We start from the raw sequence: 15,409 nt of genomic DNA on the forward strand, positions 1-15,409 counted from the left end.
TCAGAGCGGACGGCGGAACCCGCGCACCGCGAACACCCAACCGACCAGTCCGAGCGCGGCGCTGATCGTCAACGCGCTCACCACCCCCGTGACCGGGTGCGCGAGGCACAGCGCGCGTGCGGCGTCCACGGCGTAGGTGAGCGGGTTGACGTTGGCGACCGCCTGGAGCCAACCCGGCAGGGCGCCGACCGGCACGTAGGCGCTGGAGGCGAACATCAGCGGGAACATCGCCAGGAAGCCCACGGTCTGCATCAGCTCGGCGTTGCGCAGCCAACTGGCGATGGCGAGGAAGACCCAGCCCAGGCCCCAGCCGACGGCCAGCGACAGGGCCAGCGCGGCGAGCACGCCGCCGACGCCGCCCGCGGGGGAGAACCCGAAGATCACGATCGCGAACAACATCATCAGCACCAGTTGCGCGGCCGTGCGGACCAGGTCGGACAGGCTGCGGGCGACCAGCACCGAACCGACCCGGATGGGCAGCGACCGGAACCGCGCGAGGACGCCGTTCTTCATGTCGGTCACCAGCCCGACGCCCGCCTGGAGCGCGGACTGGATCGCGGTGTTCACCAGGATCGCGGGCATCAGGAAGTCGATGTAGGAAACGCCGGTCGGGAAGCCCGGGGTGTTCGCGATGCTCGCGAAGATCTGGCTGAACAACGTCAGCATGACCAGCGGTTGCAGGACGCTGAACACGATCATCCGGGGATCGCTCACCAGCGTGCGCAGCGAGCGCTGGGTGAGCACCAGCACCTGCGTGAAGACGTCCGTGCCACGCCAACGGGTCCGTGGCGCGGTGAGCGTTGTGGTCATCCGATGGCTCCTGTTCAGGCCGCGTGTGCCGCGAGGGTCAGGTAGACGTCGTCCAGGGTCGGTTCGCCGAGCGCCAGTTCGGTGGCCTCCAAGCCCACTTCGTCCAGCGCGCGGACCACGACGGCCAGCTCGCGCGAGGACGTGACGGGGGCGGTGAGCGTGTCGGCCGCGGGCACCGGGTGCAGCCCGGCCCGTTCCAGCGCCTCCTGCGCCTTGGGCAGGTCGGACCGGTCGGCGAGGGTGACCGTGACGCTGCGCTGGCCGACCTGCGCCTTCAGCTCGGCGCTGGTGCCGGTGGCGACGACGCGGCCCTGCGCGAGGACGGTGATCGAGTCGGCCAGCCGGTCGGCCTCGTCCAGGTACTGGGTGGTGAGCAGCACCGTCGTGCCGTCGGTGACCAGGCGTTCCACGACCTCCCAGAGACCGAGGCGGGCGGCCGGGTCCAGCCCCGTGGTCGGCTCGTCCAGGAAGATCACCTCGGGGTGGCCGACCAGGCTCGCCGCCAGGTCGAGCCGCCTGCGCATACCGCCCGAGTAGGTCCGCGAGGGGCGCTTGGCGGCGTCGACCAGGTCGAACAGCTCCAGCAGCTCGGCGGCGCGGGCCCGCGCCTCGCGGGTGCTCGCCCCGAGCAGGCGGGCGATCAGGACCAGGTTGTCCAGGCCGGACAAGCCCTCGTCCACGGCGGCGAACTGGCCGGTCAGGCCGATGCGGCTGCGCACCTGGTGCGCCTCGCGCACCACGTCGAAACCCGCGACCTCGGCCGTGCCGCGGTCCGGCGGGAGCATCGTGGTGAGCACGTTGACCAGGGTCGTCTTGCCCGCGCCGTTGTGGCCGAGGAGACCGAGCACGGTGCCCCTGGGCACGGCGATGCTCACCCCGTCGAGCGCTTGCCGGTCGCCGAACGCCTTGCCGACGTCCGACGCCTTGATCATCAGGTCGTTCACTGGTCTCCCCTCAGCACGCCGTGCAGGAAAAGCTCGACGAGTTGGTCGGTCCCGGCGGCGGTCTCCCCGAAACCGCCGCCTTCCATCCGGTTGGTGAACACGAGGCCGAGCAGCAGGCGCGCGGCCAACCGCGGTTCGACGCGCATGTCCGCCGCGTCCGGTTCGAACAGGGCCGCGATGTGCTCGGTGAGGTGCCGCATCTCGACCGGCGGCCCCTTCTGGTCGCGGTCGGGGTGGTAGCCGGAGTCGCGCAGGACGCCCATGAGCTTCCACATGCGGTCGAGGTAGCCGGAGACGGCGCTGATCGCCCAGGACAGGCGGTCGGCGAGCCGTTCCGCCTGGCGTGCCTCGACCAGCAACGCCAGTTCCGCGTCCACCCCGAGCACGGAGCGGACGCAGGTCGCGATGAGTTCCTGCTTGTCCTTGAACGCGCGGAACACGGTGCCTTCCGCGATGCCCGCCGCCTTGGCGATCTGGCTGGTCGTCACGTTCGCGCCGTGGTCGAACAGCAGCGGGACGGCGGCGCTGACGATCGCCTCGCGCCGGTCCTCCGGGCTCATCGCGGGGGCGCGCCTGCGGCGCTGGTTGGTGTCCTCCGGCATGGGGCAACTGTATGAGTGAGTCCTCACTCATGTCAACGAGTGAGTCCTCACTCATAGTTGTCCACAGGTCGCCATCCCGCCTGTCCACAGCTCCGGAAAACTTCTTCCCCGCACGTCACGACCGGTCCACTCTGGACTCCGACACCCAGCCCGAGGAGGCGGAAATGGCTTACAACGAGACGCGTGTGACGGTGGCGGGCATCGTCGCCAGCAAGGTCGTGCGCACGGTGGTCGGCACCGGGTACAGCCGCGCGGCCTTCCGCGTGCACACGCGGGAACGGCGCTTCGACCGCGATCGCGAGGAGTGGTTCGACGGCTCGACGATGTTCCTGATGGTGACGTGTTGGCGCGACCTGGCCGACAACGTGCACGCGTGCCTGGACAAGGGGGACCCGGTCCTGGTGCACGGCAAGCTGCGCATCCGCGAGACGGCGGAGAACGGCGTCACCAGCCAGCACATCGACATCGAGGCCACCGCGGTCGGGCCGAACCTGGTGGCGTGCACCGCCCGGCCGTCGAGAACCCGGGACGCGCCGGCGGTGGTGGCCCCGCGGGAGGAGGACGAGCACGCCCTGTCGCCACCCCTCGTCGCGCCCGGCGCCGTGCCCGCGCCGCGTGCCGCCGAACCGGCCCCGAAGGAGGTGCCCGCGATCTCGCACTGATCCCGCGGCGCCCCGTCCCGTGCGCGGTACCCTTCCCGGCCGAACCCCGGTCGGGCCGACCTCGTCGCTGTTTGAGCGTCGCCGCGAGCGGGGACACCTGCGCTCACCCACTGGGAAAAGTGCGAACCGGTGGAGCAGCGGAGGAGGATGTCCCGGTGACGGAGCGGAGCGGCGAGTCGCATCCGAGGTCGAGCCGTGGGCCGTTCGGGGCATGAACGGTGGAAACAGGTTCGCGTTCACCACTGGCACGGAGAATGCGCGTCGAACGTCGCGCAGCCGTCACGAGCATCGAGGAGGGAGGTCGTGGGCAGTCGCCGAGGCGGTACCCGCGCAGGTTCGAGGGCTTGACACCGCGGGAGATCACGCGTCCGGCCGGATCGGCAGGTCACAGCGCCGCACCTCAGCGGCGGCGACCGGCCACCCCGGCAGTGGGTTACCCACGTTCGCGTTAACTCCGCGTTGTCACCACCTTCGTTGCCGGCGTCCGGGGTACTTGCCCGATCGGCACCGCTCTACGATCGCGGGCATGGCCGAGTTCATCTACACCATGAAGAAGGTGCGCAAGGCGCACGGGGACAAGGTCATCCTCGATGACGTCACGATCATGTTCTACCCCGGTGCGAAGATCGGCGTGGTCGGCGCGAACGGCGCCGGCAAGTCGAGCGTGCTGAAGATCATGGCCGGCCTGGACACACCGGGCAACGGCGAGGCTTACCTCTCGCCCGGCTACACGGTCGGCATCCTCCAGCAGGAGCCGCCGCTCAACGAGGAGAAGACCGTCCTGGGCAACGTGCAGGAGGGTCTCGGCGAGATCAAGGTCAAGCTGGACCGCTTTAACGAGATCGCCGAGAAGATGGCCGTCGACTACTCCGACGAGCTGATGGAGGAGATGGGCCGGCTCCAGGAGGAGCTGGACCACGCGAACGCGTGGGACCTCGACTCCCAGCTGGAGCAGGCGATGGACGCCCTGCGCTGCCCCCCGCCCGACGCCGACGTCAAGGTGCTCTCCGGTGGCGAGCGCCGCCGGGTGGCGCTGTGCAAGCTGCTGCTGAGCAAGCCCGACCTGCTGCTGCTCGACGAGCCCACCAACCACCTGGACGCGGAGAGCGTCCTGTGGCTGGAGCAGCACCTGGCCCAGTACCAGGGCGCCGTCCTGGCCGTCACCCACGACCGGTACTTCCTGGACAACCTGTCCCAGTGGATCCTGGAGCTGGAGCGGGGCCGGGCACACGCCTACGAGGGCAACTACTCCACGTACCTGGAGAAGAAGGCCGAGCGGCTGGCCGTCCAGGGCAAGAAGGACCAGAAGCTCCAGAAGCGGCTGAAGGACGAGCTGGACTGGGTCCGGTCGGGCGCCAAGGCCCGGCAGGCCAAGTCCAAGGCCCGCCTGAACCGCTACGAGGAGATGGCGGCCGAGGCGGAGAAGACCCGCAAGCTCGACTTCGAGGAGATCCAGATCCCGCCGGGCCCGCGCCTGGGCAACGTCGTGGTCGAGGTGGACGACCTCAAGAAGGGCTTCGGCGACCGCGTGCTGATCGACGGCCTGTCGTTCAGCCTGCCGCGCAACGGCATCGTCGGCGTGATCGGTCCGAACGGCGTCGGCAAGACGACGTTGTTCAAGACCATCGTGGGCCTGGAGCAGCCGGACTCCGGCACGGTCAAGGTCGGCGAGACGGTCAAACTGTCGTACGTCGACCAGAACCGCGCGGGCATCGACCCGAAGAAGAGCGTCTGGGAGATCGTCTCCGACGGTCTGGACTACATCCACGTCGGCAGCGTCGAGATGCCGTCGCGGGCGTACGTCAGCGCGTTCGGCTTCAAGGGTCCGGACCAGCAGAAGCCCGCGGGCGTGCTGTCCGGTGGCGAGCGCAACCGCCTGAACCTGGCGCTCACCCTCAAGCAGGGCGGCAACCTGATCCTGCTGGACGAGCCGACGAACGACCTGGACGTCGAGACCCTGGGCTCGCTGGAGAACGCCCTGGAGCAGTTCCCCGGCTGCGCCGTGGTCATCTCGCACGACCGGTGGTTCCTGGACCGCGTCGCCACGCACATCCTGGCGTGGGAGGGCACGGACGAGGACCCGGCGCGGTGGTACTGGTTCGAGGGCAACTTCGAGGGCTACGAGAAGAACAAGGTGGAGCGCCTGGGTGCGGAGGCGGCCCGGCCGCACCGCGTCACCTACCGCAAGCTCACACGGGACTGAGCCGGAGGCAGGGACGTCGTGGCCGCGAGGGGCGAGGCGCAGGCGGACGCCGAGGTGAGCACGCTGGTCGTGCCCGCCTGGCGGCTGCGTTGGCGGGCACCGGAGCTGGCTCTGGTGCTGGGCGAGCGCGCGGTGGCGCTCGCCGCCGCGCGCCGGGACGAGGTCGACCGGTTGCGCGCGGAGTACCTGGTGGTCTTCGCGAGCAACCGGATGGGCCGCGGCGTCCGGATCGCCGACCGGGCGTTGGACGCCCTGAAGGCGGCCGAGGCGGAGGCGGAGCACGAGACCGCGTGGCGGTTGCGGGTGGAGCTGGCGGACAGCGCCCGCTCGGCCGGCGCGCCGCTGACCGGTTTCGCCGCCGTCCGCCCCGTGCTGGAGGCGGACGGCGTGCCGGACGCTTTGCGGGCCTCGGCACTCGTGCAGGCAGGCGAGTGCCTGGTCTCGGTGGGTCGTGGCGCGGCCCTCGCCGAGGCGTTGGCGGAGGCCGACCGGCTCTACACCACCGACCCCGTCCTGGACCACGACACCTCGCTGCTCATGCGGGGCCTGCTGCGTGCCGCCGCGGCGGGCAGGCACCGCCGCTGGGGCGACCTGGACGCGGCGATCGCGGCGGGTCGCGAGGGCTTCGAGCTGCTGGACCAGCTCACCGACCCGACGGCCGACAGCGGGCAGGTGCGTGGCCGGCTGACCGTCGAGCTGGTGTGCGCCCTGATGGACGCCAACCACCCGGCCGAGGCGTCCGAGACGGGCACCCCGTTCCTGGACCGGCCGGTGCGCGCGCCGTCGGCGGCGTCGGCCGGCTGGCTCCGGTTGGCGTTGGCGACCCGCGTGCACCTGCCGGCGGGTCGCGTCGACCAGGCCCGCGACCTGCTCCGCGACGCGGCCGACAGCGCCGAACGCCACCAGCTGGACACGCTGCTGGCGGAGAGCCTGCTGGCGCTGGCCCACGTGCACGAGCTGGCGGGCGACCTCACCGAGGCGCTGACCGACCTGCGCTCCGCGCACGCGGCCGAACGCCGCCGGGCGAGGGCCGTCTACGCGGTCCGCGCCCGCCTGGCCGCCGAGTTCTCCGGCGTCCACCCGCGGCCGACCAGCCTGCACGAGCAGTTGACGGCGTTGCTGCGCCGGGACCGGCCGGCCGACCCGGGCCTGACCCCGGAGACCAGGCAGCAACTGCGCCAGTGGCGGCCGGCCCAGGTGCACCGGGCTGACACGCTGCGCGTGAAACGCTCCCGCCGAGCCGCGGAAGACATGACGGTGGAAGGCATCTCCGCCGCCCGAGCCCACGCGGCGGACCGCTGGCGCCTGGTCCAGCCGTTCGGCGAAGCCGCCACCCCGGACCACCCCACCGGCAGCGGCCAAGCAGCCGACGCCGCGGCCACCCCCGCCCCGACCGCCGACCCCACGCCCCCGCAGAAGGCGGAGCCCGGCGGGACAACGGTGTTCGGCCGTCCGGAACACGCGAGGAGCGGCCAGGCCCGCCCGGCGAACCCGCACGGCGGGACCTACCTCGAACGGAACTTCCCACCGCCCCCCGCCCGGTCGGCCGTTCCCCAGTTCCCACCGGCCCAGTTCCCACTGCCGCAACCCCAGCCGGCACGCCCCCAGCCCGCACCGCCACCCACCGAGACCCCCGCTCCCAACACTCCTGCTGCCAACACTCCCGCTGCCGGCACTCCGGCGGTCACTCCTCCTCCGGACGACACCCCTCCGGCGAACACCTCCACCGGCGAAGTCACAGCCACACCAGCCGACCGAGGCGAGCGAAGCGTGTCGGCAGCCGGCCTGATCGCCGCCGCCGGAACCGTCCGCAGCGGCCGGCGACGGGCAGCCCGGGAAGCCGCCGCCGAGGCAGTCGAGGAACAACCCACCACGCCCCGGGGCTCAGACGGCGGCAGCGTGCTGGAAACCCTCAAGGCAGCGGGCCTGCTGGACCCCCAACGAGCAGGGGGCCGTCGCCGCGCCCCGGACACCGAGGAGGGCGACGACCACCCCCCGGCCACCGCCACCACTCCGGCCGCTGCCACTCCCGCCGAGCACACGCCACCAGCCGCCGCTCCCGCGCCCCAAGCCCCTGCACCGCAACTCCCCGCGCCGCAGGCCCCCACACCCCAAGTCCCCGCACCCCAAGCCACCGCGCCCTCACCCGCCGCGCCCTCACCCACCGAAACCACTCCACCTCGCACGAACACCGCACCCGCCGCGAACAGCCCGCACGTCGGGACCCCGCCCCGGGTCGTCGAGGCGGCCTCGCCGGTTGCCGGAAGCGGAGGTGCGGTCCCCGCCGAAGCCGAGTCCTCCGCAGTCGCCAAGCCCCCGCCCCCGCCCCCGGCCGCCGATAACGCCGAAACCGTGCAGTGGCGGGTAGAGCCGCCGGCTCACCTGCGTGAGGGAGCGGGTCCGGTCGACATGTTCGACTCCCCGACGATGGTCCAACCGGCGATCCGCGACGAAGACGCACCCCTAACCGGGCTGGGCGCGGCCTTCGTGAAGGGTCCGGTGATCCCGACCGCGCGCGTCCCGGAGCCACCCGACTTCTCCGGTTTCCCCACGCAGCCCACCGGCCTGCCCGGCCCCGGCACGAGCCCGAACGCCCCGAAGCGCTCCGGCGTTCCGGAGCAGCCGAGGTCGCCGGAGTGGGGAGCATCGGCGAGTTCACCGGACTCGGCCGCGACGTCCCGGCAGATCCGCTTCCCGGACCCCTCGGACCCGGACCCGTCCGAGATCCCGGCCCCGAAGTCCGCGCCGGCGCCCCAGCCGACCGCGCCCCAGCCGACCGCACCCGAACCGTCCCCGGTACCGCAACCGCCGCCGGCACCGCCTCCTCCGGCACCCGGGCAGCCGTCCCCGGTGTCACCCGATGTGCCGGACGTGCCGGACGTGCCGGAGCCCGACCAGGTACCGCCCGTGCCGATTCCGGACCCGGTGCCGTCACCGGCCCCGTCCGGGCCCGATCAGCCGCAGGAACTCCCGCGGGAACACCCGCAAGAAACGGTGCAGGAGTCGACCGCACCAGCCGTTCCGCAGCACGCGGCACCGGCACCGGCAGCACACGAGTCGGCATCGACGTTCGACATGCGTGATTCGCATGGATCATCAAGCGGATTCGGCTTGTCCGCCCAGTTGGAATCGAACGCGATCAACTCCACCGCCGCCGCGGAACCGCCGAGCGAGTTCGACGAGTCCGGCTCCGCCACTACTCCGAGTGCTTTTGGTGTTCCGGCGACCGACGACCCGGCAGACGGGTTCGACGTGCCGGTCCCGTTCACCCCACCGGCCATGTTCGGTCCGCCGGTCATGTTCGGGACGCCGGACCCCTTCGACACCTCCGACTCGCCGGAGACCCCCGGCTCACCGACGGTAGCCACCGCGCATGACGGACGACCGGACGTGCCAGGAGTCGATGATCTCGAACCGCGCACCGGTCCGTCGACCGGGAGCCGAGCGGTGGAAGGACCGCAACTCCGCCGGTCGGCACCCGGCGCAGTCGGTCCGATAGGCGGTGCGCACGACCCGGTGGCCGGCACCGAGAACCCCCACCCGCTCGCTGGGGAGCCCGGGTCGGCCGTCGGTGGTACGGGTGGCGCGGGTGCCTTGGCTCCTGTCGGGAGCGGGCGGGGGATCGGCGTGGGTTCCGGGGGTTTCCTGGGGCGGGCGGATGTCGAGGATGACGAGCCGGAGCCGGAACCCGAGCAAGCCGAGCAGGACGGGGTGGCAGGCGAGCGGGCTGAGCGGGAGCCGGCTGAGCGGGAGCGGGCGGCGGGCGGGCAAGCCGAACCGGAGCAGACGGAGCTGGGCCACGCCGAGCGGCGTGGGGTCGAGTGGGAGCAGGCTGAGCAGGAAAGGGGTGCAGGGGGCGAGTCGGCGGACGCCGGGCAGGAGGCCGCAGCCGAGGTCGAGCCGGCGTCCCACGGGGACTCGGGTGTCGGTGCCGAGGGGGAGCCGTTCGTCACTTCCGTCGTGGTCGGGGGGCGGGCGGTCGAGTTGCCGGCGGTGGGTGCTTCGCCCAGTGCCAACCGGGCCTCGCGGCGGCCGAAGAGCGAGTTGAGCCTGGCCGAGTTGTTGGCCGAGGCGCTGGTGGCCTACGAGACCGGGCGGCGGGAGGACGAGGCGGCCAGGGGTGCCGGCGGTTCTGCCTCCGACTCGGACGTGGAGAGCACCGGGCCCATCCCGCCGGTCGGGGCGGGGGAGACGTCGGTGGAGACCACGACGCCCATACCGAAGGTGACCGGGGAGCCGCCGGCCGCGTCGGGGCTGATCGGGGAGCGTCCGGGAGCCGGGCCGGCCGGAAGCCGGCCGGTGATGCCCGGGGAGCCACCGGCCGGGCCTGGGATGGTCGGCAGCGGTTCGGGCCTGCCCGGGTTGCCCGGAGAGCAACAGGGCGTGCCCGGGACGGTCGGGACCGGTTCGGGCCTGCCCGGGGTGGTCGGGGAGCCACTGGCCGGGCCTGGGGTGGCCGAGGGTGGTTCGGGCGTGCCCGGGTTGCCCGGGGAGCCGCCGGCAGGGCCGGGGGCGTTCGGGGAGCGTCCGGGAGCCGGGCCGGTCGGAAGCCGGCCGGCGGTGCCCGGGGAGCCACCGGCCGGGGCCGCGGGTGCACCGGGCGTGCACAGGTCGATCGGGGACCCACCGGCCTCGGCTGGGCATCCGTCCGCCCGTCGCGGCGGCGGGGAGGTCGGAGGTCAACCGGCCGTGGCCGGGGGGCAACAGGGCGTGTCCGGGTCGACCGGGGAACCACCGCGGTGGACCTTGCCCGAAAGCTGAGAATTGATTTGAGGTTTTGCTGAGGTTTCCCGCGGGTACGCGGCGGAGACGCCGAAAATAGTCCTGCCCCGGGGAAATTTCCACTTTCCGGCAAGTGGTTCGATTCAGTGCGCAGGGTTGCTCCGACAGGGTGGCGGGCGTCTGGTTAAGTGGTGGCGGACCCGGCACACAGAGGTGCCGGATAGCGTGGAGTCGCCTGAACATGACCTCGACTGGAGTCCCGTCCCGATCGGAACTCGCCACCCGCCACGACGCCGGTGCCGGCCGCACGGCCAGTCCCGAACAAGCTCGTGACGAACTGATCGAACGGGCCGCCGCCAACGCCCCCGAACTGGCCGACCTGATCCGCCTCTACTACCGCCACGTGCCCGCCGAGGAAGTCAACGACGACGACCCGGTGGACCTGGTGGGCGCGGTTCGCTCGAACTACCGGCTCGCCGAGACGCGCGTGCCCGGCCGCCCGGTGGTGCGCATCCTCAACCCGACCCGCGTGGACGACGGCTGGACCTGCCCGGCGACCGTCGTCCAGGTGGTCACCGACGACATGCCGTACCTGGTCGACTCGGTGGCCGCCGAGTTGACCCGCGGCGGCGTGCAGGTGCAGCGGGTGGTGCACCCGATCGTCGTGGTGCGCCGCGACCCGGTGACCGGCGCGCTGCACGAGGTGCTGCCCACCGCGGACCCGGCGAACCCGCCGTCGGACGCGCTCGCCGAGTCGTGGATGAACATCGAGGTCGACCTGCTCACCGACCCCGACCGGGCGCGTGAGCTGGAGACCCGGCTGCACACGGTCCTCAACGACGTCCGCGAGGTCGTCGAGGACACCCGCAAGATGACCGACACGGCGCTCCAGGTCGCCGAGCACCTGGTGTCCTCGCCGCCGCCGCTGGACGACGCCGCGGTCGACGACGGCGCACGCCTGCTCCGCTGGCTCGCCGACGACCACTTCACCTTCCTCGGCTACCGGCGGTACGAGCTGGTCCGCGACGACCCGGCCACCGACGGCGAACCCGCCCTCCGCGCGGTCCTCGCCTCCGGCCTGGGCGTGCTCAGACAGGACAGCCTCGCCGCGCGCAGCCTCACCGCCGGCCCGGACGCGGGCGCGCAGGCCCTGGCGCCCGAGCTGCTGGTGCTCACCCAGGCGAGCGCGCAGTCCAGCGTGCACCGCTCGGTCTACCCGTACTACGTGGGCGTGAAGACGTTCGACGACCAGGGCGTCGTCACCGGCGAGCACCGCTTCCTCGGCGTGTTCTCCACCACCGCCCTGCACGAGGACGTGCTGGACATCCCCGCCGTGGAACGCCGCGTCCGCGAGGTCATCCACCGCGCCGGCTTCCCGCTGCACTCCTACTCGGGCCAGCGGATGCTGGAGGTGATCCAGGACTACCCGCGCTACGAGCTGTTCTCGGTCGACACCGACACGCTCTACCAGAACGTCACGGGCGTGATCGCGCTCGCCGAACGCCGCCGGCTGCGGCTGTTCCTGCGCCGCGACCCGTACGGCCGGTTCTTCTCGTGCCTGGTGTACCTGCCGCGCGACCGCTACACGACGACGTCCCGCCTGGCGATGCAGGAGATCCTGATCGACCAGCTCGGCGGCGTGAACCTGGAGTACAGCGCACGCGTCGGCGAGTCCGCGCTGGCCCGCGTGCACTTCACCGTGCACACCGACCCCGGCAAGCAGATCGAGCCGGACACCGGCTACGTGCAGCAGCTGCTGGCGGAGGCGGTGCGCTCCTGGGACGACCGCATGGTGGAGGCCGTCCTGGGCGGCCACTCCAACGGGCCCGGCCTGGGCACCGAGTCCGCCTCCGAGCAGGGCCTGCGCTTCGCGAGCGCGTTCCCGGAGGCGTACAAGGAGGACTTCCCCGCGGCGGAGGGGCTGGCGGACTTCCGCCGCATCGAGGCGCTCGACCAGGGCGGCTCGGACATGCAGTTCTACGTGCCGCACCAGGCCGAGCCGGGTGAGCGGCGGTTCAAGCTGTTCCTCGCGGGCGACCGGATCACGTTGTCCGACGTGCTGCCGATGCTCCAGCGCATGGGCGTGGTCGTGGTCGACGAGCGCCCGTACGAGCTGGTCCGCGAGGACGGCACGGAGTGCTGGATCTACGACTTCGGCCTGCGCATCGACCCGGTGACCCTGGACAAGCTCTCCCAGGAGGACATGGAGTCGGTCCGCACCCGGTTCCAGGACGCGTTCGCCGCCGCCTGGCGCGGCGACGCGGAGGTGGACGGCTTCAACACCCTCGTCCTGCGCGCGGGCCTCACCTGGCGGCAGGCGGCGATGCTGCGTGCCTACGCCAAGTACCTGCGGCAGGCGGGCACCCCGTACAGCCAGGATTACATCGAGGACGCCGTCCTCGGCCACACCGAGGTCGCGACGGCGCTGGTGCGCTTGTTCGAGGCCCGGTTCGACCCGGCGCTGGACGAGGCGCAGCGCGCGTCCCGCACGGAGGCGCTGGCAGGCGAGATCACGGCGTTGATCGACGACGTGACGAGCCTGGACGCGGACCGCATCCTGCGCAGCCTGCTCACCCTGGTACAGGCGACCCTGCGCACCAGCTACTTCGTCCGCGACGAGGCGGGCGCGCACCGCCCGTACCTGGCCGTGAAGCTCGACCCGCGTGCGATCCCGGACCTGCCGCAGCCGCGGCCCCGGTTCGAGATCTTCGTGTACTCGCCGCGGATCGAGGGCGTGCACCTGCGGTTCGGCCCGGTGGCGCGCGGTGGTCTGCGCTGGTCCGACCGGCGCGAGGACTTCCGCACCGAGATCCTGGGCCTGGTGAAGGCGCAGGCGGTGAAGAACGCCGTGATCGTGCCGGTCGGCGCGAAGGGCGGCTTCGTGGTGAAGCGCCCGCCCGTCCCGACCGGTGACCCGGGCCTGGACCGCGAGGCGTTCCTGGCCGAGGGCATCGCCTGCTACCGGCACTTCATCTCGGGTCTGCTGGACCTCACCGACAACCTGAACTCGGGCACCGTCATCCCCGCGCCGCAGGTGGTCCGCCACGACGGGGACGACACGTACCTGGTGGTCGCGGCGGACAAGGGCACGGCGTCGTTCTCCGACATCGCGAACGAGGTCGCCAAGTCGTACGGCTTCTGGCTGGGCGACGCGTTCGCGTCCGGCGGTTCGGTCGGCTACGACCACAAGGCCATGGGCATCACCGCCCGCGGCGCGTGGGAGAGCGTGAAGCGGCACTTCCGCGAGCTGGGCGTGGACACCCAGACCGAGGAGTTCACGGTCGTCGGCGTCGGCGACATGTCCGGTGACGTGTTCGGCAACGGGATGCTGCTGTCCGAGCACATCCGGCTGGTGGCCGCGTTCGACCACCGGCACGTCTTCATCGACCCGAACCCGGTGGCGGGGCCGTCCTACGCCGAGCGCAAGCGGCTGTTCGAGCTGCCCCGGTCGTCCTGGGACGACTACGACCGCTCGCTGATCAGCGCGGGCGGCGGCGTGTGGCCGCGCACGGCGAAGGCCATCCCGGTCAGCCCGGAGGCCCGGGAGGCGCTGGGCCTGCCCGACGGCGTGGTGAAGCTGTCGCCGCAGGAGCTGATGAAGGCCGTCCTGCTCGCGCCGGTGGACCTGCTGTGGAACGGCGGCATCGGCACCTACGTCAAGGCGGGCGCCGAGTCGCACGGCGAGGTCGGCGACAAGGCCAACGACGCGATCCGCGTGAACGGCGCGGACCTGCGCGTGAAGGTGGTCGGCGAGGGCGGCAACCTGGGCCTGACCCAGCGCGGCCGGATCGAGTTCGCCCGCGCGGGCGGCAAGGTCAACACCGACGCGCTGGACAACTCGGCGGGCGTGGACTGCTCGGACCACGAGGTCAACATCAAGATCCTGCTGGACGAGCTGGTCCGCGACGGCAGGCTGGCCCGCGACCAGCGCGACGAACTGCTCGGCGCGATGACCGACGAGGTCGGCGAGCTGGTGCTGCGGGACAACTACTCGCAGAACTCGGTGCTCGGCGTCTCCCGCGCCCACTCCGCGCCGATGATGTCGGTGCACGCCCGCCTCGTCGCGGACCTGGAGGGCCGCGGCGTGCTGGACCGGGCGCTGGAGGCGTTGCCGTCGCCGGCGGAGTTCCGGGCGCTGGAGAAGGCGGGCGCGGGGCTCACGTCGCCGGAGCTGGCGACGTTGCTCGCGCACGTGAAGCTGGCGCTGAAGGAGGAGGTGCTGGCGAGCGACCTGCCGTCGATCGACGTGATCGCGCGCAAGCTGCCCACGTACTTCCCGAGCGAGCTGCGCGACCGGTTCGCCGACGCCATCGGCAGCCACCCGCTGGCCCGCGAGATCATCACCACGGTGCTGGTCAACGAGGTCGTGGACGGCGGCGGCGTGTCCTACGCGTTCCGGCTGGCCGAGGAGATAAGCGCCAGCGCCACGGACGCCGTCCGGGCCTACACGATCGTCACGGCGATCTACGACCTCCCGTCGCTGTGGCGGGAGATCCGGGCGCTGGACAACGTCATCCCGACGGACGTCCAGGACGACATGGTGCTGGAGACCCGCCGCCTGCTGGACCGCGCGTCCCGGTGGCTGCTCACCAACCGCCCCCAGCCGCTCGCGGTGGGGTCCACCATCAGCCGCTTCAAGGGCGTCGTCGAGGAACTGGCCCCGAAGACCCTCGACCTGCTCCAGGGCCGGGAGAAGGAGTCGGTGGTCGCGAACGTGGAGCGCCTGGTCGGCTCCGGTGTGCCGGCGGAGCTGGCGCGCCGCGTGGCGGTGCTGCTGTTCACGTACGGCCTGCTGGACGTGACGGAGGTGGCTGAACTGGCGGAACGCGAGGAGGGCCACGGCGTGGGCCCGGAGCGGTCGCCACTGGAGACGGCCGAGCTGTACTTCGCGCTGTCGGAGCACCTGGACGTGGACCGGATGCTCAGCTCGGTCAGCGGCCTGGAGCGCGGCAACCGCTGGCACGCGCTGGCCCGCCTGGCGCTGCGCGACGACTTCTACTCGTCGCTGCGGTCGATCACGGTCGACGTCCTGCGCGGCAGCGAGCCGGGCGAGTCGCCGACCGAGAAGATCGCGTCCTGGGAGCAGGCGAACGCCTCCCGCCTGGGCCGCGCCCGCGCCGCGCTGGCCGAGATCAACCGGGCGAACCGCCTCGACCTCGCCACGCTCTCGGTAGCCGCCCGCCAGGTCCGCAGCATGATCCGCTGACCGCCCGCCCGTCCCGCGGTCCTCCCGACCGCGGGACGGGTACGGGACCAGGGACCGGCTGCGGCGGCGGTACCGGGCCGCGCACGCGCACCTCGTGCGGACCGGTGGCGGGTTCCTCACGCCGCACGTGGTGGTCGACGGCCGGGTCGTGGCGACCTGGCGGGCGAGGCCGCCGACCTGGGACGCTTCCTCGGCACCGGAGCCGACTTAACCTGGCGGTAGCACGCGGATAGGGTCAACGCCACCGGAAGCTACCTCAG

7 protein-coding genes are annotated in these 15,409 nt (G+C 72.2%); 4 read left to right on the forward strand and 3 right to left on the reverse strand.

Annotated elements, in window-relative coordinates:
- Genes KZQ38_RS26725 through KZQ38_RS26735 form a run of 3 tightly spaced genes read right to left on the reverse strand, consistent with a single transcriptional unit; the run spans position 1 to position 2,356 of the window.
- Complete coding sequence (locus KZQ38_RS26725) at positions 1 to 810, reverse strand: ABC transporter permease (protein WP_219445601.1); 810 nt, start codon at positions 808 to 810, stop codon at positions 1 to 3.
- A gap of 14 nt (positions 811 to 824) precedes the next feature.
- Positions 825 to 1,754 carry an ATP-binding cassette domain-containing protein gene (locus tag KZQ38_RS26730; RefSeq protein ID WP_219445602.1) on the reverse strand — a complete coding sequence of 310 codons (930 nt, stop codon included), beginning with the start codon at positions 1,752 to 1,754 and terminating at the stop codon, positions 825 to 827.
- A complete protein-coding gene (locus tag KZQ38_RS26735) occupies positions 1,751 to 2,356 on the reverse strand; it encodes a TetR/AcrR family transcriptional regulator (protein WP_219445604.1) in 606 nt (201 codons plus the stop codon). Before KZQ38_RS26735 ends, KZQ38_RS26730 begins: the two co-directional genes overlap by 4 nt.
- Positions 2,357 to 2,520: 164 nt before the next feature.
- Between KZQ38_RS26735 and KZQ38_RS26740 the strand changes: the two genes are divergently transcribed.
- From KZQ38_RS26740 to KZQ38_RS26755, 4 genes are all read left to right on the forward strand, one after another.
- Entirely contained in the window at positions 2,521 to 3,018 is a 498-nt protein-coding gene (locus KZQ38_RS26740) for a single-stranded DNA-binding protein (protein WP_219445606.1), read from the forward strand.
- A 526-nt stretch (positions 3,019 to 3,544) separates the two neighbouring features.
- Entirely contained in the window at positions 3,545 to 5,221 is a 1,677-nt protein-coding gene (gene ettA, locus KZQ38_RS26745; protein ID WP_219445608.1) for an energy-dependent translational throttle protein EttA, read from the forward strand.
- A gap of 18 nt (positions 5,222 to 5,239) precedes the next feature.
- Positions 5,240 to 9,982: a hypothetical protein gene (locus KZQ38_RS26750; RefSeq protein WP_219445610.1), complete on the forward strand. Its 4,743-nt coding sequence runs from the start codon at positions 5,240 to 5,242 to the stop codon at positions 9,980 to 9,982.
- A 202-nt stretch (positions 9,983 to 10,184) separates the two neighbouring features.
- Positions 10,185 to 15,149 (forward strand): NAD-glutamate dehydrogenase, encoded by a 4,965-nt coding sequence (locus KZQ38_RS26755; protein WP_219445612.1) that lies wholly within the window; start codon positions 10,185 to 10,187, stop codon positions 15,147 to 15,149.
- Positions 15,150 to 15,409: the final 260 nt, after the last annotated feature.

The organism is Saccharothrix obliqua, assembly GCF_019375475.1.
Lineage (GTDB): Bacteria > Actinomycetota > Actinomycetes > Mycobacteriales > Pseudonocardiaceae > Actinosynnema > Actinosynnema obliqua.

What these genes read in the sequence shown, in the direction of transcription:
- KZQ38_RS26725 (WP_219445601.1), bottom strand. Translation starts at nt 810, where the DNA reads ATGACCACAACGCTCACCGCGCCACGGACCCGTTGGCGTGGCACGGAC.
- KZQ38_RS26735 (WP_219445604.1), bottom strand. Translation starts at nt 2,356, where the DNA reads ATGCCGGAGGACACCAACCAGCGCCGCAGGCGCGCCCCCGCGATGAGC.
- KZQ38_RS26740 (WP_219445606.1), top strand. Translation starts at nt 2,521, where the DNA reads ATGGCTTACAACGAGACGCGTGTGACGGTGGCGGGCATCGTCGCCAGC.
- ettA (WP_219445608.1), top strand. Translation starts at nt 3,545, where the DNA reads ATGGCCGAGTTCATCTACACCATGAAGAAGGTGCGCAAGGCGCACGGG.
- KZQ38_RS26755 (WP_219445612.1), top strand. Translation starts at nt 10,185, where the DNA reads ATGACCTCGACTGGAGTCCCGTCCCGATCGGAACTCGCCACCCGCCAC.